This is a genomic window from Alkalibacter mobilis, from assembly GCF_015594845.1.
GTDB lineage: Bacteria > Bacillota > Clostridia > Eubacteriales > Alkalibacteraceae > Alkalibacter > Alkalibacter mobilis.
On sequence record NZ_JADNRK010000001.1, the window covers coordinates 1 to 23,134 of the forward strand.

Sequence of the window (23,134 nt, forward strand, 5' to 3'; positions counted from 1 at the left end):
ATGACCTTATAGGTCTTTAACTGCTCTTGCGACAAAGTGATCCATCCTTTTTTCATATTTTCAGTTTAATAGAATGTGACATTTTATCAAGTGAATCTAAAGGTGACATTATCACAAGTTAACAACAATGTCTTCAAGCTGTCTTGACACAAAACATTACTCATGATAAAATCATGGAGTACTTAAATTTATCCAAATAGTATTAACATCAATTATCATTTTAATTGGAGCTCGTATTAAACGCAGTGCTTTCCTGATTAATGAATTGTGTGTTATCTGTTTTGATTAGATTTAGGAATCAAAATATTAGGAGGTACTCAATATGAGCGGTACAGTTAAATGGTTTAATTCAGACAAAGGATTCGGATTTATCACAGGAGATGACGGAAACGACGTTTTCGCACATTACTCACAAATCAATGTAGATGGTTTCAAAACTTTGGAAGAAGGACAAAAAGTTACTTTTGACATAGTTCAAGGACCTAAAGGACCACAAGCAGAAAACATTACAGTTGTAAGATAATTCAACTTATATATTTAAACGCTCCGTATTTATTCACGGAGCGTTTTTTTGTTTACTTTTCAAATGGAAATTTATGATCTAATCCCAGATCGTCTCTCACTTTTATCAATTCCTGCTGTACAGCCTCGCCTACCGGTACACCCTTGTCCTTTCTGTCCATCCAAGAAATATATTCTTTCTCTCCTGCGGTGTAGATCCTTTCTTCACCTGGAGCGACTTGAGATGATCTTAAACCTCTTAGTATTTCTCCAGCAGTTTTTTTGAAGGATTCCACCCCCATGAAAGCTTCTGTATCTATGGCTATGAAAAAATGTCCCAAGTGATAAGGTACTTTTTCTCCGGATTCTCCGATTCCGGTCAGCATTTTCATGTAACTTCCCGCTTGAAGCGCAGCTGACAAAATCTCAACCACTGTTGCATATCCATATCCCTTGTAACCGGCTAATTCTTCACCAATGCCCCCAAGAGGCGCAAGAGCCGCGTTTCCAGTTACCAGGTCTTCCAGTATCTGTTCACTGTCCGTAAGAGCACTTCCGTCTCTGCCGATGACCATACCTGCCGGCGTGTCCTTGCCTACTCTGGCAAAATATTCGATCTTTCCCCTTTGAGTTATGCTTGTAGCGCAGTCCAAGACAAACGGAAATTCTTCATCTGTAGGCAATCCAATAGTAAGCGGATTGGTACCCAACATGTTCTCTACACCAAAAGTCGGCGCAATGGAAGGGCGGGCATTTGTGCCGGTTATTCCTATCATTCCTGCCTTTGTAGCCATAGTGCTATAATATCCAGCAATCCCATAATGAGTTGAGTTCCTTACAGCAACCATACCCATACCGTATTTTTTTGCCTTTTCAATGGCCATCTCCATGGATTTATAACCAATTACCATTCCCATTCCGTCATGTCCGTCAACAACAGCGGTTGTAGGAGTTTCCCTGACTATTTCAAATTCCGTCTTTGGTTGTTGGATACCTGCATTGATCCTGTCAACATAAATAGGTTTGAATCTGTTGCATCCATGGCTCTCTATGCCACGTTTGTCACTTTCCATCAAAATGTCACTACAAATCCTGGCTTCGTCTTCAGGCACACCAAGTTTTACAAAAGCGGAAGTCATAAAATCATCTATTAGCTCCCAGCTTACATAAGGTCTTGTTTCCATTCAATCATCTCCTGTCGATTTTTTATTGTTCTTTGTTCTTATCTATTTTATCATCTTTTTTCATATATGCCTCAGCTTCAGACAATCTTTTAGTAACTTTATAAAATACGCTGCCTTCAGGATATTCGCCTTTTTCATTTTCTTCTCCTGCCGGCAAATCTGTCAGCAGTTCGATGCCTTCCTTGATCGTTTTTACAGTATAAATGTGGAATTTTCCTGCTTTGACCGCTTCAAGCACTTCATCTTTCAACATAAGGTCGGAAACATTTTCTTCAGGCAAAAGCACTCCCTGATCACCTGTCAAACCCTTAGAATTGCAAATGTCAAAAAATCCCTCAATTTTTTCTACTGCACCTCCAATAGGTTGTATCCTTCCCATTTGATCTACAGATCCGGTAACGGCAATATTTTGTTTGATTGGGACATCTGAAAGACTTGAAATTATCGCATACAATTCTGCACTTGAAGCACTGTCTCCGTCAACGCCCTGATAATTTTGTTCAAAAGTTATCTGGGCAGTCAATCCCATTTGTTTTTTTCGGGCAAAGGTTCCTCCAAGATAGCCTACAAGTGTATAAACACCCTTTGTATGTATACTGCCACTCATCCCTGTTTCTCTTTCTATATGGATAACTCCCGCTCTGCCCATATAAGTCCTGGCAGTTATTCTTGTTGGTATTCCAAAAGCATATCCGCTTAATCCTATAACAGAAAGACCATTGATCTGTCCAACTTCTCTACCGGTTGTTTGGATCCTAATTCTCTCGTTTGTAATATTTTCCTGAATTTTTTCTTCAAGTTTGTTGAGCCTGTACTTTCTCTCATCTATAGCTGTCTTAACATGCTTCGCAGTTACAAATTCGTTTCCGTTCATCTGAGCGAAAGCCGATGCCTCATACACAATATCCTTTATGTCATTGAATCTGGTCGAAAGTTTGTTTTGATCTGCTGCAAGCCGCGAACCGTATTCAACGATCTTTGCCAAAGCATCTCTGTCGAAGTGTTTCAATTTGCCCTCCTCGCACAAAGCACTGACAAATGATACGTATTGACAGACATTATCTTTACTGCGGGGCATCTCAATATCAAAGTCAACCTTCACTTTGAACAATTTTTCAAAATCTTCATCAGAACTGAAAATTGTATAGTATATGGGCGTGCCGATCAAAATGACCTTGACATCCAAAGATACGGGCTGTGGTTTCAGGGTAGTTGTTGGAACCAACCTGAATTGCTCTCCCATATTCTCAACCACAGCTTCTTTATATTTTAAAGCTTTCTTAAGAGCGTTCCATGACAGGGGATCCATCAGGAGATCCTTCGCCTGGATAATAAGATATCCGCCGTTTGCCCTCTGTAATGATCCTGCTTTCACCATTGTGAAATCCGTTGTCATGCTCATCATTTGACTTCTATATTCGATTTTGCCGAACAGGTTGTAGTAATTTGGATTAGACTCTATTACTACTGGAGCTCCCTTGGTCTTCTCGTTGTTTACAAATAGGTTGACCCGGTACTTTATAAATCTGAGCTCATTTTCGTCCATTCCGAAGCCGCCTTCTCCCATGAAAGATCCCCCTTGGAATGCTGCGGCGCCTTCTTGTTGATCATTTGGGATCCCTTCCAGCAAATGAGCTGAACTCCTGAAAATACTGTGATTTTCAACTACATCTTTTATGAACCCGTCCAAATATTCAATTATTTTTTGAATGTCACGATATTTTTCCTTTAATTTTTCAAAATAGGATTCAGCTGCAGAATAGGCGATTTTGCGTTCAAGTTCCAAGATCTGCAAATTGGCCTGTTTCTCCATACTTTGACCTTTTCTCATATTCTCATTAAAACCGTTTTGAAGTTCGTGCATCTTTTCTTCGATCTGTTTTCTTTCCTCCACGGAATAAGTCTCATATTCTTCCTGCTGAATAGGCTTCCCATTCTTGACAGGGAGAAATAGAACTCTTCCCTGCATTTGTTGCAGTGTGAAACCTTTTTCCTTGGCCTCCAACTCCATTTCATGATAGAGATCCATCAGGTTCTGCCTGACGCCTTGGACAATATTGTCACGTTGCTGTCTATACTCGTTGCTTTCAAATGCTTTTGGAATGATTATACGAAGTTCCAACACCAGGTTTTCAACGTCTTTTTTAAACACCTTGCCCATTCCGGCTGGAAGTGACACTACTATGGGATTATCCTTGTCATTGAAATTATATATATAACACCAATCTTTTGGTACGTCTTTCTTTTTAGCCATCTGAGATACGGCACTTTCAGTATAGGTACTCTTTCCAGTCCCTTGAGCTCCTGAGACAAATATGTTATAGCCCTCGGCTTCCATTCCCAGGCCAAATCCCATTGCTCTTACGGCTCTTTCCTGACCGATAAAGCTCTCGAAAGGAGCCACATCTTTGGATGAATTGCAAAAATCCAATTCATTTTCCTCTGAACATATTTTTTTAAGCCTCGCATAACCTATTTCAAACTTGCTTTCCTGACCCATTGTCTTACCTCCTCAACGTATTTGTGCAAAGTACAGTTCCTATATACCCATTTTGTCGAGAAATATTTAATTATTTCAACAAAAAAAGAATCCCCGCTACATAGAAGACAAATTTCCCACATTCACCTTCCCTTAGGGATTCTACAGACCAAATTATTTATTGTTAAATAATGCCCATCAATTTCAGCTGCTTAGAACAGCCAAAAGTTCGTCCATTGTCTTTTCCGATTCTACTCCGGTCAAAAAAGCCTGACCATTGATAACCGGCACTCCAAGATTTTCAAGGAGGTCGCAAGTTCCAACTATCACGTCCGGTCTTAAAGACCTGGCTTTGGATTCTGCCTCATCTGCAGTGCACTGAACTGTGGCACACTGAATTCCCTGTTGTTTGCACAAAGAACCAACTTTCTTTGCTACTATAGTTGAAGTAGCCATTGCAGTACCACATGCAACCAAAATCTTTTTCATTACCATTGGCATCACCTCGTAAACTTAGTTGAAATCGAATACATGTTAATAAATTATCGATTTCTCGTTTATATTTTAACATATATACAGGATATGTCTACAAGATTAGTATGTTTTTTTGTGTATTTTATTTAACCAGAGCATTTTCCATTGCCTTAAGGATGACCAGACTGCTGTACGTGGCACCAGAAACCGTATCTACATCCAAAGATTGAGCTTCCACCACCTTTTGCACAAGAATCTCAGCATCTTTTCCCTGACCGTTCTGATGCTTCGTGATTTGAACGTTGTCGATCTCATGGTCTGATACAGTTATCACCAGTTCAACGTCTATTGGAAAAACTTTGTAACTGCCTTTGTATTCCCCATCCTCCAACGTAGACAAATCAACATCTTTGATATCTTCTACAGACAGATTTTCAAAGTTTTTTTCTATGGACATGGTTGCAGCTTTTCCCGCTATAAATATTGCCATGGCCATGACCGCCACAACAATAAGAATTTTATTTCTTCTAGTTATTTTTTTCACTTGGCTCCACTCCTATTCTTTGTTTGAAATTGTATCTTACACCTAAATTCTATCCTTTTTTTTACAAAAGTCAATAATACTAAAATTAATTGATATTCAGCTCTCTTTCATTTCCTCAATTCTCTTATAAACTACTTTGTTTGACATATAAGCCCCGAAAACTCCCAGTAAATAAATCAATACGGAGAGCCCAATCAGAAACTTCCAGCCGCCACTCAACCTGTAAATTGCGTTTCCAGTGAAGTAATTTGAAGCTGCAGATGCACACAACACCGCTGATACAGGATATATTGCAACAGCTAATATGGATTTCTTTTCTGTCTCGTAATTTCTAAATATCAACCAGGCAACAAGTTCGGCGGTTATTCCGGCAGAAATTATTGCAATACTCATTATTAATGAAACCATGGACATCAACAGGCCAAAAACCAGATTAACAATTGTCATTACACCCATTTTCCTTATCTTCCTGACGGGAATGTACATCATAAAACTCAAAAAAGGTGCAAACACCACGAACTTGTACCCTGGTACCGGAAATAGACTTCCTGCAAGATAAAAAACATAGCCTACAACAACTGTTAGAGCTGCTACCAATCCGATCAAGGTTATATCTTTAACGCTGTACTTCATTCAAGACCTCCAAAATGATTTATTACTGGGTATAATTCTATCATATCTTTGAATCTGTCACTAGACTTACTCCTCAGTATTTATTACAATCTTATTAAGACAAATAACCTATGGGATGTGACAATAATGTTTATCTTAACGGACGTTCTATATAAAAATATTCTTAATATAAGACAACTAAATATTAAAAAAGGCAGCATAACCTGTATTGTAGGTGAAAGCGGAAGTGGGAAGTCAACTCTTATCAAGCTGTTGAACAATTTGATAAACATAGACTCAGGCGAGATCCTATACGACGAAAATTCCATTGACCAGATCGATCCAATAGAGTTGAGACGAAAAGTCGTCATGCTTCCCCAAACGCCTGCGATTTTTAATGGTTCCATTAGAGACAACATGCTTATAGGCTTGAAATTTTCTCAAAAGCCTATGGTCAAGGACGACGTTCTTAAAGATTTATTGAAAAAATTGAAATTGACTGCAAGTCTGGATAAGGACGCGGACCTTTTGAGTGGCGGCGAAAAACAAAGGATAGCACTCGCAAGAATATTATTGATGGATCCTGAAGTACTTCTTTTAGATGAACCTTCTTCTGCCCTGGATGAGATCACAGAGGAAATAATTATTCAAATACTGTTGGAATTTGCACGCGACAAGAACAAAACGATCATCATGGTTACTCACTCCAAGAAAGTTGTAAATCTGATTTCGGATAAAATAATCGAAATCAAAAGAGGAAAGGAAATATTTGAAGGAGGTGACGTGAAATGAACGGTGCGATGGATTTAAGCTTGTGGCAAATGGCTGCTTCATATTTGTTTATCGTAATTCTCCTTATCATCGTAAAGACCAGGGGAATATCAAGAGAAAGAGAAATTCTCATTTCTTCTGTCAGAATGACTCTGCAATTGGTCTTTACAGGATATGTGCTTGTCTTTATATTCGAAAATCCCAGCCCATTACTGACCGTTGCAGTAATAATTATTATGGAAATTTTTGCAGTAAACAACATATACAAGAGGTCAAAGAACTCTCTTTCTAGAAGCCTAAAAAGAATCATTGCATTCTCCATGGTATCAGGCACCATCTTCAGTCTCGTTTACTTCCTTCTTGTTGTCGTAAGGATCGCTCCATGGTATGATCCCAGGTACTTCATACCCATTGCCGGAATGCTGATCGGAAATTCAATGACCGGCATCAGTCTTGGAGTCAACAACATGGTCAGCAACATGTATACCCAAAGGCTATTGGTTGAATCGGCTCTGATGCTTGGAGCCACGCCTAAAATGGCCGCAAAAGAAATTACAGACACTGCTTTTGATTCTGCAATATTGCCTACCATTAACTCCATGTTGGGAATGGGAATCGTTTTTCTGCCTGGGATGATGACAGGTCAGATACTTTCCGGAACTTCTCCCGTCACTGCCATTGAGTATCAAATAGCAATAATGATGGGGATCTTGGGGAGCGTATCATTGAGCGTAATACTGTTCGTTCAGTTGGGATATGGGACCTTCTTCAACGAGAGGAGCCAGTTGGTCATCGAGAGAGAGGAGATCACTGAATAGATTCTTCACCGTGTTCAAAATGAAAACGGATCCTGCGTTTCGCAGGATCCGTTATTTTTTATTCTACTGTTACGGATTTGGCCAGATTCCTTGGTTTATCCACATCGCAACCTCGTGCAACTGACAAGTAATAAGCCAAGATCTGAAGGTAGACAACAGTTGCTATGGATGCTATGTCGTCTTCAGTATCTTTGATATAAAATACTTCGTCGGCTTCCTTCTCAATCGCTTTATTTTTCTCCTGTGCAAAAGCCAGTATGTATGCTCCTCTAGCCTTGACTTCCTTGATGTTGCTCATCATTTTTTCAAAAAGTTCTTCTTGGGTGCAAAGTGCAATTATGATAGTGCCATCTACCACCAATGCTATGGTACCGTGCTTCAATTCTCCTGCCGGGTATGCTTCAGAGTGTATATAGGAGATCTCCTTCATTTTCAAGGATCCTTCCATGGCTACATAATTATCCAAACCTCTTCCTAAAAAGAATACGTCTTCCACTTTGAAATTTTTGTATGCAAATTCTTTGATCTTTTCTTCCTGTTTGAGCACATATTCAATATCCTCTGGCGCTCTCAACAAAGCCTCCCTGATCTTGTCCGCATAATCTTTGGTGATCGTTTCCTTCAACAGCCCCAAGTGAAGTGCGATCATGTACACGCACACCAATTGGGTCGTGTATGCCTTTGTTGATGCAACAGCGATCTCGGGACCAGCCCAGGTATACATGACATCATCAGCTTCCCTGGAGATAGTACTGCCTATGACATTTGTTATGGCCATTACTCTTCCGCCATGTTCCTTCACTTGTCGCATTGCAGCCAGGGTGTCGGCGGTCTCGCCTGATTGGCTTAATACTATAAGCAGAGTTTTTTCGTCAATTATAGGATTTCTGTACCTGAATTCAGATGCTATTTCAGTTTCTACGGGGATCCTTGCATATTTTTCAATGGCAAATTTACCTACGAGTCCTGCGTGGTATGCAGTTCCACAAGCAACAATATACACCTTGTTGATTTCTTCAAGTTCTTCCTTGCCCAGCTTTATCTGATCCAGAACAATATCGTCATTTTCTCTGGATATCCTTGAAGTCATAGTATCTCTCAAGGCTTTTGGTTGTTCGTGGATCTCCTTGTGCATAAAGTAGTCGTAACCGCCTTTTTCTGCATCGGCTGCGTCCCAATCCACCTTAAAGACCTGTTTTCCAACTTCTTCTCCGTACTTGTCCAAGACCGTAACGTTGTCTTGAGTCAAAATTGCGATTTCATTGTCGTCCAACAGATAAACTCTTCTAGTATGATTAAGTATGGCCGGTATGTCCGAGGCTATGAAATTTTCTCTTTCTCCCAAACCAACGACCAAAGGGCTGTCTTTTCTTATTGCAATTATTTTACCCGGATCTTTTGTACTCATAACTCCAAGGGCAAAAGATCCCTTAAGTTTCTTTACTGCCGCTTGTACCGCACTTAAAATATCTGTATCGTATAGGTAGTCGATGAGGTGCGCTATGACCTCAGTATCTGTCTCAGACAAGAATCTATAGCCTTTTTCGATCAACTCCTCTTTTAGTTCCATGTAATTTTCAATGATCCCATTGTGAACTATGGCAATAGAACAATCTCCATTGCAATGGGGATGTGAATTTATATCTGATGGAGCACCATGTGTCGCCCATCTTGTATGACCTATGCCCATAGATCCCTTCACAGGATTTTTCTGTACTTCTTCGTCAAGGATTGCCAGACGTCCCTTTTTCTTTCTTATATTGATTTTATTGTCATCATAAACTGCCACTCCAGCCGAGTCGTAGCCTCTGTACTCCAATTTTTTTAGTCCTTCCACAAGAATCGGGCTGGCATTCTTGTCTCCTATGTACCCTACTATTCCACACATGTGTTTTTCCTCCTGATTAGTATTTTTGCACAACGAAAATAAACCCTTTGAATTTTGGGTCCTGGTGCATTTGTTGAATTGTAAACTTGAATTTGGTACTGATTTGAGTTATTTGACTTCGAAGGGATTTGTGCCCGCAGTCACCTGCCGGGTTTTGTCCTGAAGAATATGTTAAGTGGGATTTTAACACTTTTGGGGCATCCGCCGAATATTCGATAATCCCCAAACCTCGTCAACTCCATCGGAGTTCTGGCGCTTGTATTAAGTTTTTTCTTTTCACTTCCTTTCTTCAACTTATATTATAGATTTAAATTTATAAATTAACAAGCAAAAGTTCTTAATGCTTTGAATTATGGGCAAAGAATTCATAATCAGTTATGGATGATAAAATAAAAAAGCGCACCTTTGAAATTTGAGGTAACGCTTTTAAATAAACGTATGTGATTTTCATCAACCCAATCGGTCAACGATCATGTCTGCCAGATTTTCCGCCATCATCTTGATTTCTTGAAGATCTTCCCCTTCAAGCATGACTCTTACCAGAGGTTCAGTTCCGGAAGGTCTGATGAGGACCCTTCCCTTGTTGTCGAGACAGGATTCCATCTTCTTTATTTCACTTTGAATGGTTTCATCCTTGAGATAATCCATTTTTTTGCTGTTGGAAACTTTCGCATTAACTAAAACTTGCGGCATGATATTCATCATAGAAGCCAGTTCTCCGAGACTCTTGTTTTCATGTTTGATTATGGATGCAAGCTGAAGTCCGGACAAAACTCCGTCACCAGTTGTGTTGTAATCCAAGAGGATCAAGTGTCCCGATTGCTCTCCACCCAGATTGTAGCCGTTTTTCAGCATTTCTTCCAGTACATATCTGTCTCCAACCTTGGTTTTAACGGATTTGCATTTCTGTGAATCCAGCGCCAAATCCAAACCCATGTTGCTCATTACAGTAACGACAACGGTATCTGATTTTAGGCGGTTTTTCTTTTTCATGTGGTAAGCAAAGATATTCAACAACTTATCCCCGTCAACCAAAACTCCATTTTCATCTACAGCAAGCATCCTGTCTGCATCGCCGTCAAAAGCCAAACCAAAATCGGCCTTTTTTTCAAGAACTTCATTTTGAAGCCTCTCCATATGAGTCGATCCACAATTCAAATTGATATTCAGCCCGTCCGGATCATTCCCGATAACAATAATCTCCGCGCCCGCCTTCACAAAAGCCTCGGGACCGACTTCAAAAGCAGCTCCGTTGGCACAATCCAAAACGATTTTGAGACCCTTGAGATCTGTGTCTATAGTCTTTAAAATATACTCTTCATAAAGTCGGCTGGAATCGGCCATTTCAGTTACAGTTCCCACTTTTTCACCTGTCATTACCGGATACTCGAAATTGTTTTTGATAAGATCTTCGATTTGATCTTCTATTTCATCCTTAAGCTTCAAGCCCTGACCGTTGAAAAACTTTATGCCGTTAAATTCTGCCGGGTTATGGGATGCACTTATCATTACTCCTGCATCTGCTCCCAATTCTCTTGTCAGGATCGCTATAGCGGGAGTTGGTATGACTCCGACCTTGACAACCTCTCCACCAACGGACAGTATCCCCGCCAAAAGAGCTGCTTCCAGCATGTCTCCTGAAATCCTCGTGTCTTTACCTATAACGAATTTTGGTTTATGTGAGTTGGTAGCAAGTACATAGGCCCCAGCCCTACCAAGTTCAAACGCAAGTTGAGGCGTAAGTTCTGTATTGGCTACTCCTCTTACTCCATCTGTTCCAAATAATCTACTCATAATTCCTCCGAAATTTACCAATGATTTTTGTGGTTGTTTTTAAATTTGATTTGCATCAAGGCACGATCTGAAATATTGATTCAGCTATTATCAAATCTTCAGGCGTGGTTATCTTGATATTGTCATAATGACCTTTGACGATTTTGATTGGGAAAGGCAACCTCTCAACCAGCATTGCATCATCTGTTCCTACAAATCCGTCCTCCAGAGCCTTTTCGTGAGCTTTGACAAGTATCTCCCGACTGAAAGTCTGAGGTGTCTGGACAGTCCATAATTCAGATCTTTTTGGTGTGCTTGCCACTTCCATGTCCTCATTTACAACCTTGATGGTCTCCTTGACCGGAACAGCTACTATCGTAGCTCCGTATTCAAGGGTCATCTCAATCGATTTAAGCAAGGTGTTTTGGTGTATCAAAGGTCTTGCACCATCGTGCGTCAATACGATATCTGCTTTCTCATGCACCTTTTTTATCCCGTTATACATGGATTCCTGCCTGCTGGAACCGCCTTCCACCATATATTTCACTTTTTTTAATCTATTTGCTCTGATCACATCTTTTTCACATATGCTGAAGTCATTTTTATTTATGACCAAAATTATTTCATCGATCATTGCACATTTTTCAAAAGCAATCAGCGTGTGTGCCAAAACGGGTTTACCGTTCAGGAACAAGTACTGTTTGTTTATCCCCGCTTTCATACGTGAGCCGGTGCCCGCAGCCACAATAATTGCACTCACATAAGGCTTGCCCATATTTACCGCCTCTTTCCCCATTACATAAATAATCCTGAAACAATATTATATAACAAGATCAAGCCTAAAGCAAAAAAAACCTGCTTAGGCAGGTTTTTTATCTTCCAAGCTTTACTATTTATTTCCATTTTTCTTTGGTTTTGCAAAAATCATTCTTCCCGCTGCAGTCTGGAGAACGCTTGTTACCAACACTTCTATGGTATTGCCTACGTACTTTCGTCCATTTTCCACTACTATCATGGTTCCATCATCCAAGTAAGCAACCCCTTGATTTGATTCCTTTCCATCCTTGATGACTGTTACCACCATTTCTTCACCAGGAATAACTACGGGTTTTACAGCATTGGAAAGTTCGTTGATATTCAAAACGGGAACACCGTGGAATTCAGCCACTTTGTTAAGATTGTAGTCGTTAGTCACAACTTTTCCCTTAATGTCCTTTGCAAGCTGTAACAACTTGGAATCCACTTCACTGATTTCCGGATAGTCTTTCTCCGAAATCATCACCTCTACATCCAGTTCCTTCTGAATCCTGTTTAGGATATCCAGGCCTCTTCTTCCCTTTGTCCGCTTTAATGAATCTGCAGAGTCTGCAATATACTGAAGTTCCGCAAGAACAAATCCGGGAATTATCAAAACACCTTCCACGAAACCAGTCTGGCATATGTCAAATATACGTCCGTCAATAATCACGCTTGTATCCAATATCTTGGGACAAGTCATTTTTGATTTTTGAACCTTGACTTCTTTAGGTGTTCTTTTGAACAAACTTACGAGAAGCTCCGAATTCTTGTTTGTTATTGTGATCCCCATGTAGCCGAACAAGATGTAGATCAAAGTGATAAGTATCTCGTTCATCCCCGGAAACAATCTGAAATTGCTCAAAGGCAGGGATAACAAAGCAGCTATTATCAGTCCGATTATCAAGCCAAAAGTGGAGACCAACAATTCCTGAAGCGAAAATTTTGACAAAGAGCTTTCTACGATTTTGGAAATCTTCAATCCAATTTTTATAATTGCAGGTGAAATCAAATAAAAAATCAATCCTAGTATAATTCCGCTGGTTATATGTATGGCAACGCTCCAGGGAGCTACTGCGAAATCGCCCAACAACTCATTTACCATATCTATATTGAGGATCGCCATGGAAAGCTGATACCCCGTCAAAAATCCCAAAAAAGACACAACCCATCTAATTACCTTGATTACCATCGTCTCACCTCCTTTTAATATTTTTTTGTCAATTCATGAGTAATATTATAACAGACTTCTTTAAAAATAACTTAAAGAAATAGCTGTTAAAGAAAATTTTAATTTAAAAAAAGAATAGAACAAATCCTATTCTTTAAGACATTCTTTAATGAGCTCTTCGGCTTCTTCGTTGTTTAAATCTCTGACCAATGCCAATTCACTTACCAAAATCTGTTTTGCGTTATTGAGCATTTTTTTTTCGCCGGTTGACAAACCCTTTTCCCGGTCCATGATGTAAAGATCTTTGACCACATCTGCAATATCAAATATGTCTCCGCTTTTTAACTTTTCACTGTTTTCACGGTAACGCCTGTTCCAATTGCTATCCATGACGTTTTTGCTTTCATGAAGCACGTCCAGGGCACGCATGAGTTCCGCTTCCTCTACGATATATCTGATCCCAAGATCTTCGCAATTGTTTACTGGAACCATAATTTTCATATTGCCTACAGGAAACTTCAGTATGTAATAAGCTGATTTTTCGCCTAATATTTCTTTTTCTTCAATATCCTCGATGATGCCTGCACCATGCAGGGGATATACTATCTTATCTCCAATTTTGAACATATACAAACCTCCCAGCCTATATACTCCATTATAGTACAGCGAGGTCAGATTGTCAAAATAAATTATTTTAACACAGGTATGATATCATTGTCAAAGAAAAAAACATTTTTGTATTACTTCCTGTATGTTTTTACACTGACTCACTTCCAAAACACCATATTTTTGCTTTATCTGCAGGTTGTTTTTTGCGACAAAAGCCTTCTTGAAACCCATCCTGTCCAATTCTCTCAGTCTTTGTTCCAGTGAGGGGACTTTTTTGAGTTCTCCGGTAAGTCCTACGTCTGCTAAAAACGCCACATTTCCGGGTATTCCCTTGTTTTTGACAGATGAGACAATGCTCATTACAACACAGAGATTCACAGACTGCTCTTTTAGTTTGAGACCCCCGGTACTTTTTAAAACCACATTTTTATCGTAAAGCATTATCTCAGCCTTTTGTTCCAGTACAGATATCAAGGTGTTAAGCTGATCTTTTGGTATGGATTCACAAATCCTCGATGGATAGGGTGTAAATGAATGTGAAACCAGGCTTTCTATCTCCACTATTATGGATCTTGATCCGTCCCTTATGACAGTCAGGGCGCTTCCCCCCACCAGATCCCCCTCTTCCCGCTTTGTCATAAAAAACTCCGACGGATTATCTATGGATGAAAGACCCTTTTCTCCCATGGAGAAAAAACCTCTTTCCCATGTACTGCCAAACCTGTTCTTGGTGACACTTAATCCCCTTAATTCTTCCTCATCCTCTCCTTCTATGAGCAACACCGTATCTACAAGATGCTCCAAGGCTCTTAATCCCGCCATTTCATCCTTCTTTGTCATTTGTCCTACCATGATGACAGCTCTTGGTCTCCGTTGATCTTTGGCCAGATTGAGCATTGCATTGGCACACTCCATCGTCTGTGTCGGCGAACCTGCTCTTGATTCTGAAACATCGGGCATTATGAATGTCTGAATACTGTCCAGCACTATCAGGTCAGGATCTGATTCATTGACGTTTTCGATCACGTTGTTGAGGTTGTTGTCACAATATACCAACAATTTGTCATCCAACTTATCGAAAAGCCTGTCTGCTCTTCCCTTGATCTGGCTTTCGCTCTCTTCTCCTGACGCGTACAGAACTGTAAAATCTTTCCTTACCAACTCTCCTGCCACCTGCAGCAACAATGTTGATTTCCCGGCACCGGGTTTTGCCGTTATTATGGATATCGAATCCTTGACTATACCTCCGCCCATAACTCTGTCAAATTCCTTGATTCCGGTAACTATCCGCTCAGTCCCGTTGATTTTCACCTTAGATAGGGGCTGAGCCTTCCTTTGCGGTTTTCCTGCAGATTCTTTTTTCCCGCTTCCGGCCGTTTTCCTTATTTCTCTTTCTTCAAGAGTATTCCATTCTCCGCAGTTCGAGCAATACCCTTGCCATTTATATGACTCTGCACCGCAATTGGTGCACACAAAAACATTCTTGACCTTCAATTTTTCTCTTATTCCTCCCTACAACAATTCAAATTTAATGTCTGTGCCAAGCCTGATTATCTACCCTGCCACACTCAAGATCACATTGTCTGACTCTACCCTTTGGAGCATCGACCAAGTTCCTACTATCATTATCCATCTTGTGACTCAGCTATATATCTGTAAAAAATTTCTGCAGTTTTTTTGTGACCGGATTCTTCCAAATGAATTCCATCTGTTGATCCGGCTTCGACCATAGATCCAATATCTATGAAAACTACATTTTTTTCGGCAGCTACCTTTTCAAACTCATCGGAAATTTGTTTTACTTTGTCCATGGCTCCTAAAAATTGGGGCGAATTTTCTGACTCCTCCCCTAACCGTGGTGGAGAAGCGAGTACGATCTTAGGTGTATTTTCAGGCAAAACGCCTCTTATAACGTCTACCAGGACACCGGCTCCCTTGGCAATTTCCCACGCTCCAGCATTATATATGCTTTTCATGTCATTGGTCCCCAGCATTATCAAAACAATATCCAAAGGCTTGTGGCTCATCAAGCACACAGGCAGAGAATCTTTCCCGCTTTTGGCATGATTCCATTGAAAAGGGTCTTCAAAAACAGTAGTCCTACCATTCAAACCTTCCTCGATGATCAGATATTTTGATCCAAGCATTTTTTGAAGGATGCCTGTCCATCTAATGTCTCTAGAAAACCTGTTGCCGTCATTTGTATTGTAACCCCAGGTATTAGAATCTCCAAAACACAAAATATTCATTTTGATCACCCTTATCGAACTTCTTTCAGAATTCCGGTCAAAAACTTCCAAGTTTTTTGAGTAGATGATATGGAAAGTTTCTCTCTGGGGCTGTGGACATCCACTATGTTGGGCCCGATGGAAATCATGTCCAGTCCAGGGATTTTTTCTCCAAATATTCCACATTCTATTCCCGCATGAACCGCTACGATCTTTGGCTCCTCACCGAATATTTTTTTATAAACATTGGTTGCCAAATCTCTGACTGGAGATGTTTCCGCATAACTCCAACCTGGATAATCACCTGTAAATTCAATGGAAGAACCCATTTGATCTGATATGGCTTTATTGATAGCGATTATTTCTTCCTTTTTTGATGAGAAAGAGCTTCTGGCAGCAATTGATATCACAGTTTCATCTTCAGTTGTTTCAACGACTCCGACGTTGCTCGAACTGACGGGCATGCCTTCTATGTCTTCGCTCATGCTCATCACTCCATTTGGTACGGACAACAACATGGCTATGATCTGCTTGGTAGTTTCAGTCGTCATCATCACGTCAGTAGGCTCACCTGCAGTTTTTGCCGTCACTTGGATCCCACTATCCGCTTTTCTGTATTCATTATGAAAAGCTCTTTGGAATTCTTTTATTATAATTTCAAAATTTTCATTTTCAGACCTGTCAACTGCCAAAGTACAGAAGGCCTCCCTCGGTATTGCATTATCCTTAGACCCACCGGATATGCTTATTATATTCGCCTCCATCTCATCCTGTATCGCGTACAAAAGCCTGCCCATGAGCCTGTTGGCATTTGCACGGCCCTTGTTTATATCCATGCCTGAATGGCCGCCGGAAAGTCCGGTGATTTTTATTTCAAATATCTGTCTTTTATCCAATTCCTTGTTTTTTTCCCGCGCAAGCTCAATATGGTGATTTATTCGAATCCCACCTGCGCAGCTTGTCAGTATCTCATCGTCATCTTCAGAATCCAGATTTATCAAGATTTTTCCTTCTATCAATGATCCATCAAAATTCAAAGCTCCTGTAAGTCCGCGCTCCTCGTCTACTGTAAATACCGCTTCGATCATGGGATGATCTAAATCTTTGCTGTCCAAAACAGCCAATGCCATGGCCACTCCTATCCCGTTATCCGCCCCAAGTGTCGTTCCCTTGGCTTTGATGAAGTCGCCATCTATGTACAGATCCAGGGGTTGTGACTCAAAATCGAAGTTGGTGTCGCTGTTTTTCTCCCATACCATATCCACATGCCCTTGAAGTACCACTCCCGTATGAGTTTCTCTTCCCTTAGAAGCCGGCTTTTTAATCAAAACGTTGTTGAATCTATCCCTTTTGTAAAAAAGATTTCTATCCTTGGCAAATTCCACTAGATATTTGCTGATTTCTTCTTCCTTGCCGCTACCTCTGGGAATTTGAGATATATCGTAAAAAAACTCCATAGTTTTTTCAGGTTCTAAATTTAAAAATTCTTCTCTCATTTTTGACCCTCCTGTGTTTTAATACTTTCATTATATATTTTATCCTGCTTTTTATGAAGGTAAATCTAAAAAAAGAAAGCCCGAAGGCTTTCGCATGATTAATTATATTTTGTATAGTAGATTGTTGTGGCATCGGTCAATTTGTTCAAGGTCACATCTTTGTTCATAAGTTGTACTGACGATGTAGTAACCAAATCGGCCAAAGTTGCTTCTCCAGTTTTTTCTTTTGTGGTAACAGCAAAGTATATATTTTTGTCTGACTCATTCTCATTAAAAAATTTCAAATCAATAACATTGCTCCCCGTACTGTTACTGGAAACCAGATTCCCTGCTGCATCATATCCAACTATTTCCAACGTATCGCCACTCTTCGACATTCTGTAATAAGATTCTATACCATGAAAATTGACTGAATCATTTGAAATTTCTTTTGAAAACTTAAGTTCATCAGTAACCATATTTGCAACAAATCTTGCATTTTGCTGCATTGTAGTCTTATCCACTCCAGTTCCAAATGTTCTCCAACCTGTTCGATATATCCCGAACCCCAGCGTAATAGTTATTGTAAGTAGTGCCAAAACCACTATGAGCTCGATCAATGTTATTCCTTTTTGATTCTTCGTATTCTTCGTATTCTTCGTATTCTTCGTATTCTTCATATTAATCAGCTCCATTCTTAGTCGGGCACAAATGAACGCAGAACTTCCACTTGAACTCCTGGATCTTTTTCTGATTTGATCGTATACATTGTTCCCGAAACAGTACCTATGCCACCTAGATCCATAATATCTGCACTCTTGTAAAAATAAAGCTTCCCTTCAGATCCGCTGTAAACCTCTTGTCCATCAGCATAGTTGTAAATCAATGGTTTGCCCGTGACATTTTCCATTATATGCTGAGCTTCGTATAGCAATGTCGTATCTTCTCCCTCATTGGCTATGGATGTAATGCTCATGGAGAGCATGTAAAGACCTGCAATCAAAAGGATCGATATTATCATAATGGAAACTATGATCTCAACAATGGTGAATCCGGAGGCTCTGTTATTCTTCTTGAACTTATTCATTCCATCAACTCCCAATTCTACACTATTTTTGCCAATGATAATCAGTATAAACTTCTTCCCCCGGAATAGTTACCCCAGGCAGTTCTATTCCACCTTCAAAGGATCGGTATACTACAATAAAGTTACCGCTGATATCTATCTTCCCCACTATGATACTTCCGTCATATTCAGCCGAACCCGTTCCACCTGTCAGTGTGGCATAAGGTGCATATATCAAGTTTTGATCATAATCGGACTTCTGGCCATTGATTGTGATACCTCCTGTATAGGGCGATACCAACACACCGGAAAACTCAGACTTTGTACTTATCGCTTCCGGTGATGTATCTTTCAGAAATTGAAAGTAAGAGCACAATTCTCCGCCTTTGTTTCCCAAAATTTCTATATCACCATCAGATACTGCACCGCTTCCGTTGTAATAAATCTCAAGATCTGAATGATCGAGAGTTGCATCCATATTCACCTTTCCAGAAATCTTCATTTCCTCTTCTATGTAAATTTTAAGGGCTGCATCTCCAGAAATGTTAAAATCACTCCCCTGATTGGAGATAAAGGATTTCACAACCAATTCAACGTCAGATGTCAAGTTGATCGTTACATCTCCGGTAACAGTCAGGACACCGTCCACCAATGTTATCTCATCTTCAGCTCCAAATACTCCAGGCAAAGATGACGTCCACACAGTGGTGTCCGCATCAAAAATCTGATCGACAGTCTTAAGGACAAGCGGATCAAAGTCCATTTCATAATGAACGTTGTCTTTAGTGTCATCCACATTTACGAGTTTACCCTTTTCGTCATAGTAATAGATGTTCTCATCAATATCGATGGGATTTTCTTCATCCACGTAAGGCTGAGACGTTCCAATGTCTCCAACCACCTTGATGTTATTGCTTAAATCTATGCTTGTGAATGAAAATAATGCCGTCTCAGGAATAATGCTGTCTTCTTCAGTGATTTCGGATGCGTAAAATATCTGAACTTCCTCATCCACATCTTCGTGGGTTCCGACTGAAGTGATCAAGTATCCACCGGTAACCTTGGATATCTCCAGATTGACATCATCCACCCCATCACCGTTTATATCTGAGGCATACGTGTTTCCGACTCCACTGCTTAAATCAAATCCACCAGAAACAACCTGCTTTATCAACACTTCACCTGCTGACCTGGCATTCATATAAGCTTGTGTGTTTCGTTCAAAAAAGTTGCCACTTTTCACGTCAAGCACTCCCATTGACAACAAAACAGTCCCTGCCATTATCACTATTGCACCGATAATGATAACCGAAGGCAACACCATACCTTTGTTACTCCATATTTTTTTCATCTTGCATCCCCCATTACTTTTTATACAACCGGATAAAATTATCCATTTTCATTTTATCACAATAGATTTTTTTGTAAACTGTATGTCTTCTTAATATGTTTACCCCGCTTCTTCTTGTGTAAACTGAATTTATCCTGTAATGCAATCTGCTAAAATAAGAAAGATGCAGATATATTATCTGCATCCCAAATTTTGTACTACATTCGCTCTGGAGCCTTTATTCCCAATATCTCAGTTATGTTTTTCAGTACCACTTTTACGGCACTTACAAGTTCCACTCTTGCCTTCATCAGTTTTAGATCGTCGTTTCTTACCCTGCAGGCATTGTAAAAGCTATGGAAGTTGGAAGCCACATCCATGGCATATCTGGTAATTCTGCTTGGATCCATTTTCTCGACCGAAGTGATTATCTCAAATGGGAACTCGGCAAGTATCCTGATCAGTTCCTTTTCCTCTTTTTCTTTAAGCAAAGTAAAATCTGCATCGATTTTCCCCAAATCTTCTTCGACTTGTCTCAATATGCTGCTAATTCTCGCATGAGCATATTGAACGTAGAATACCGGGTTTTCATTTGACTCTTCCACTGCCAGATCCAAATCGAAGTCAAAATGACTTTCAGGAGATCGCAAGTTGAAGAAAAATCTTGCCGCATCCTTGCCTACTTCATCTATCAGATCTGAAAGCGTGACCATGTTACCTTGCCTTTTGGACATTCTTGCTGTTTCACCTTTTCTTACCAGTCTCACAAGCTGCATCAAAATCACATCCAAGTTGTCGCCTTTTAGTCCAAGAGCATCCAAAGCTGCTTTTATCCTGGCTACATGGCCGTGATGGTCGGCACCCCAAACATTTATACCCCAGTCAAATCCGCGAGTCCTGAATTTATTTACGTGATAAGCTATGTCTGCGGCAAAATATGTCGGGATATCGTTGTTCCTGATAAGAACATCATCTTTTTCGCATCCAAATTCAGTAGCTTTAAACCAGGTTGCTCCATCCTTTTCGTAGGTATGGCCTCTTTCCTTGAGCTCTTCAACTATCTCAAGAACTGCATTCGATTTATGCAGCTCGCTTTCCCTAAACCACACATCGTACTCAATTCCGTAACCCTTCAAGTCTTCTTCGATTTTTTTAATGTTCTTTTCCAAGGCATAGGCAATAAGCACTTCCCGTCTTTCCCTGCTGTCAAAATTTACGTACTTGTTTCCATGTGCCTCCGTAAATTCGTTCATATGGATGGTTATGTCCTCTCCCTTGTATCCGTCTTCCGGAAACTCAACAGCAACGCCGTTGATTTGAAGGTATCTTGCTTCAAGAGACTGTCCGAATTTTTCGATTTGATTTCCTGCATCGTTTATATAAAATTCCTTTACCACTTCAAAACCTGCCCATGAAAGAACCTGAGCCATGCCGTCGCCTATGGCTCCGCCTCTGGCATTTCCCATATGCATTGGGCCTGTGGGATTGGCACTGATGAATTCCACGTTTACCTTCCTGCCTCTACCATATTCTGTCTTTCCGTAGTCAGAGCCCGTATTTTTTACATCTTCCAGGATGCCGTAGATCCAATCCTCTTTTAAAGTGAAGTTAATAAACCCAGGTCCTGCTATGTCGATTTTTTCCACATGCGTCTTGCTCTTGTCATAATTTTCAACTATTGCCTCTGCAATATACCTCGGTGATTTTTTTGTAAGTTTCGGCAATTGCATAGCAATATTTGTTGAAAAATCTCCAAACTGCTTTTCTCTTGGAGTTTCCAGCAGGATTTCCGGTATTTCATCCAACTGGAACAACTCTTTTTCGATAGATTTTTTAAGACTTGCAGCTATTTCGTCTATAATTTCAGTTTTTACCTGACTAAGCGTGTAATTCATTCATCTACCTCCTAATGTTTAACATGAATGTTCAATTCATTTGCAGAAGCCATCAAGCCTTGGATTTCTACACTATAATCTACATGAATGTCCATAGGCAAGTCTTCCTTATCGTAATCGACAGCCAGCTTCTCAGTGTATATACTCATGACCATTTCCCCGTACGGAGTTGGATAAGTGTTAAAATTCTTTCTTCCTGCCTCAAAAGTCATATGTGAGTTGGTGGAACCCAATCTAATTATTGACATTTTGTTTTTGTCGATTTCTAGAGTCGTTGTAGTGCCTTTCATTCCAGACACTTCTGTTTCATCATAAATTATATAGTCACTGTGCGCTTTTCTATACATTTCTCCAGGTGTTACCAATTCTATTACATCCTCTTCACCCTCACTGTTTTTTGTGCGGCCGGTGATGGACAACCATACTTTCTTTTTTTCCATTTAACTTCCCTTTCTACAACTACTATTGCCTTATTCTAAAGCCAAGTCTATTAGTTTGACTATAAGATCGTGATAACTCAAGCCAGAGCTCTCCCATAGCTTGGGATACATGCTTATGTTGGTAAACCCGGGCATGGTGTTTATTTCATTTATGAATACCTCTCCCGTCGTTTTCTCAACAAAAAAATCAACTCGCGAAAGACCTCTTCCCCCTATTGCTTTGTACGCTTCTACAGCATAAGTCCTGATCTGCTCAGTAATTTCATCTGAAAGTTCAGCTGGGATTATAAGTAGGGATTTTTCGCCGTCCATATATTTCGACTGGTAATCGTAAAATTCTTTTGAAGGAACTATTTCCCCCAGCACGGAAGCTTGTGGGTCATCATTGCCCAAGACAGCACACTCCACTTCCCTGCAGTCAACATTTGCCTCTACAATTATTTTTCTATCGTATATAAAAGCCTCTTTTATTCCTTCGACCAATTCCTTCTTGTCATGAGCCTTGCTTATTCCTACGCTTGAACCCATATTTGCGGGTTTGACAAAGCAAGGATATCCTATTTCCCTTTGTATTTCATCCAGGATCTCATTTGGCGACTGATCCCAATCATATGTATCCACCGCCAAGAAATCTCCTTGGGGCAGACCGGCATCTCTGAATATTTTTTTGCACAAAACCTTGTCCATGCCCAATGCACTTGCCAACACATCACAACCTACGAAAGGTTTCCTTAGCAGACGAAGCAGACCCTGTACAGTACCGTCTTCACCGTTGGGTCCGTGCAATACTGGAAAAAATACATCTATGGAATTTATTACATCATCATGAAATATGGAAAACTCTTCAACTAAATTATCCTTGTCTTTGATCCAAGTTCCGTCTTTTATTTTACTTGTAGCACCTTTATATATAAACCAGTTTCCTTCTTTATCTATACCGATGGTCTCAAGATCGTATTTTTCATTGTCCATCGCTTCAATTACATTTGAAGCCGACATCAAAGACACATCGTGTTCCTTTGAATTTCCACCGAATATGATCCCAACTCTTGTCTTAACCACAAAACTTCCTCCAAACTCA

22 protein-coding genes are annotated in these 23,134 nt (G+C 40.1%); 3 read left to right on the top strand and 19 right to left on the bottom strand.

Going from position 1 to position 23,134, the window contains the following annotated elements; genetic code table 11:
* The first annotated feature begins 322 nt into the window (after positions 1–322).
* Positions 323–523 (top strand): cold-shock protein, encoded by a 201-nt coding sequence (locus IWB18_RS00005; protein ID WP_195681531.1) that lies wholly within the window; start codon positions 323–325, stop codon positions 521–523.
* A 52-nt stretch (positions 524–575) separates the two neighbouring features.
* On the opposite strand, the gene IWB18_RS00010 is transcribed toward IWB18_RS00005, so the two are convergent.
* The 5 genes from IWB18_RS00010 to IWB18_RS00030 form a co-directional block, all read right to left on the bottom strand.
* Positions 576–1,685 (bottom strand): Ldh family oxidoreductase, encoded by a 1,110-nt coding sequence (locus IWB18_RS00010; protein WP_195681532.1) that lies wholly within the window; start codon positions 1,683–1,685, stop codon positions 576–578.
* Between the two features lie 22 nt (positions 1,686–1,707).
* Positions 1,708–4,185, bottom strand: coding sequence for an ATP-binding protein (locus IWB18_RS00015; RefSeq protein WP_195681533.1), 2,478 nt, complete (start codon positions 4,183–4,185; stop codon positions 1,708–1,710).
* Between the two features lie 183 nt (positions 4,186–4,368).
* Positions 4,369–4,659, bottom strand: a complete 291-nt coding sequence (locus tag IWB18_RS00020) for a PTS sugar transporter subunit IIB (protein ID WP_225877710.1) — start codon at positions 4,657–4,659, stop codon at positions 4,369–4,371.
* Between the two features lie 121 nt (positions 4,660–4,780).
* Positions 4,781–5,182 (bottom strand): FMN-binding protein, encoded by a 402-nt coding sequence (locus tag IWB18_RS00025; RefSeq protein ID WP_195681534.1) that lies wholly within the window; start codon positions 5,180–5,182, stop codon positions 4,781–4,783.
* Between the two features lie 96 nt (positions 5,183–5,278).
* Positions 5,279–5,815: an MptD family putative ECF transporter S component gene (locus IWB18_RS00030; protein ID WP_195681535.1), complete on the bottom strand. Its 537-nt coding sequence runs from the start codon at positions 5,813–5,815 to the stop codon at positions 5,279–5,281.
* A gap of 126 nt (positions 5,816–5,941) precedes the next feature.
* On the opposite strand from IWB18_RS00030, the gene IWB18_RS00035 reads away from it, so the two are divergent.
* Both IWB18_RS00035 and IWB18_RS00040 read left to right on the top strand, forming a co-directional pair.
* Entirely contained in the window at positions 5,942–6,586 is a 645-nt protein-coding gene (locus IWB18_RS00035; RefSeq protein ID WP_195681536.1) for an ABC transporter ATP-binding protein, read from the top strand.
* Positions 6,583–7,383, top strand: coding sequence for an ABC transporter permease (locus IWB18_RS00040; RefSeq protein WP_195681537.1), 801 nt, complete (start codon positions 6,583–6,585; stop codon positions 7,381–7,383). The genes IWB18_RS00035 and IWB18_RS00040 overlap by 4 nt, the downstream gene beginning before the upstream one ends.
* 58 nt (positions 7,384–7,441) lie before the next feature.
* Here IWB18_RS00040 and glmS read toward each other — a convergent pair whose 3' ends face one another.
* From glmS to IWB18_RS00110, 14 genes are all read right to left on the bottom strand, one after another.
* Positions 7,442–9,271 carry a glutamine--fructose-6-phosphate transaminase (isomerizing) gene (gene glmS, locus IWB18_RS00045; protein WP_195681538.1) on the bottom strand — a complete coding sequence of 610 codons (1,830 nt, stop codon included), beginning with the start codon at positions 9,269–9,271 and terminating at the stop codon, positions 7,442–7,444.
* 450 nt (positions 9,272–9,721) lie between these two features.
* Positions 9,722–11,065, bottom strand: coding sequence for a phosphoglucosamine mutase (gene glmM, locus IWB18_RS00050; RefSeq protein WP_195681539.1), 1,344 nt, complete (start codon positions 11,063–11,065; stop codon positions 9,722–9,724).
* 55 nt (positions 11,066–11,120) lie between these two features.
* On the bottom strand, positions 11,121–11,804 hold the full coding sequence (ispD, locus tag IWB18_RS00055; protein WP_332310638.1) for a 2-C-methyl-D-erythritol 4-phosphate cytidylyltransferase: 684 nt from the start codon (positions 11,802–11,804) through the stop codon (positions 11,121–11,123).
* Positions 11,805–11,933: 129 nt separating this feature from the next.
* Positions 11,934–13,031, bottom strand: coding sequence for a PIN/TRAM domain-containing protein (locus tag IWB18_RS00060; protein ID WP_195681541.1), 1,098 nt, complete (start codon positions 13,029–13,031; stop codon positions 11,934–11,936).
* A gap of 126 nt (positions 13,032–13,157) precedes the next feature.
* Positions 13,158–13,637, bottom strand: coding sequence for a CarD family transcriptional regulator (locus IWB18_RS00065; RefSeq protein WP_195681542.1), 480 nt, complete (start codon positions 13,635–13,637; stop codon positions 13,158–13,160).
* Positions 13,638–13,727: 90 nt separating this feature from the next.
* Positions 13,728–15,113, bottom strand: a complete 1,386-nt coding sequence (gene radA / locus IWB18_RS00070; protein WP_195681543.1) for a DNA repair protein RadA — start codon at positions 15,111–15,113, stop codon at positions 13,728–13,730.
* A gap of 131 nt (positions 15,114–15,244) precedes the next feature.
* Positions 15,245–15,868 (bottom strand): SGNH/GDSL hydrolase family protein, encoded by a 624-nt coding sequence (locus IWB18_RS00075; protein WP_195681544.1) that lies wholly within the window; start codon positions 15,866–15,868, stop codon positions 15,245–15,247.
* A gap of 11 nt (positions 15,869–15,879) precedes the next feature.
* Positions 15,880–17,343, bottom strand: a complete 1,464-nt coding sequence (locus IWB18_RS00080) for an aminoacyl-histidine dipeptidase (protein ID WP_195681545.1) — start codon at positions 17,341–17,343, stop codon at positions 15,880–15,882.
* Between the two features lie 98 nt (positions 17,344–17,441).
* The gene (locus tag IWB18_RS00085) at positions 17,442–18,002 is read right to left on the bottom strand and encodes a PilW family protein (RefSeq protein ID WP_195681546.1); all 561 of its coding nucleotides are present in this window, start codon (positions 18,000–18,002) and stop codon (positions 17,442–17,444) included.
* Between the two features lie 17 nt (positions 18,003–18,019).
* Positions 18,020–18,409: a prepilin-type N-terminal cleavage/methylation domain-containing protein gene (locus tag IWB18_RS00090; protein ID WP_195681547.1), complete on the bottom strand. Its 390-nt coding sequence runs from the start codon at positions 18,407–18,409 to the stop codon at positions 18,020–18,022.
* Between the two features lie 22 nt (positions 18,410–18,431).
* Entirely contained in the window at positions 18,432–19,739 is a 1,308-nt protein-coding gene (locus tag IWB18_RS00095; protein WP_195681548.1) for a hypothetical protein, read from the bottom strand.
* Positions 19,740–19,936: 197 nt separating this feature from the next.
* Positions 19,937–21,613: an arginine--tRNA ligase gene (gene argS, locus IWB18_RS00100; protein ID WP_195681549.1), complete on the bottom strand. Its 1,677-nt coding sequence runs from the start codon at positions 21,611–21,613 to the stop codon at positions 19,937–19,939.
* A gap of 11 nt (positions 21,614–21,624) precedes the next feature.
* On the bottom strand, positions 21,625–22,053 hold the full coding sequence (locus IWB18_RS00105) for a DUF1934 domain-containing protein (protein ID WP_195681550.1): 429 nt from the start codon (positions 22,051–22,053) through the stop codon (positions 21,625–21,627).
* A gap of 30 nt (positions 22,054–22,083) precedes the next feature.
* Positions 22,084–23,115, bottom strand: a complete 1,032-nt coding sequence (locus IWB18_RS00110) for a D-alanine--D-alanine ligase family protein (RefSeq protein WP_195681551.1) — start codon at positions 23,113–23,115, stop codon at positions 22,084–22,086.
* Between the last annotated feature and the right edge of the window lie 19 nt (positions 23,116–23,134).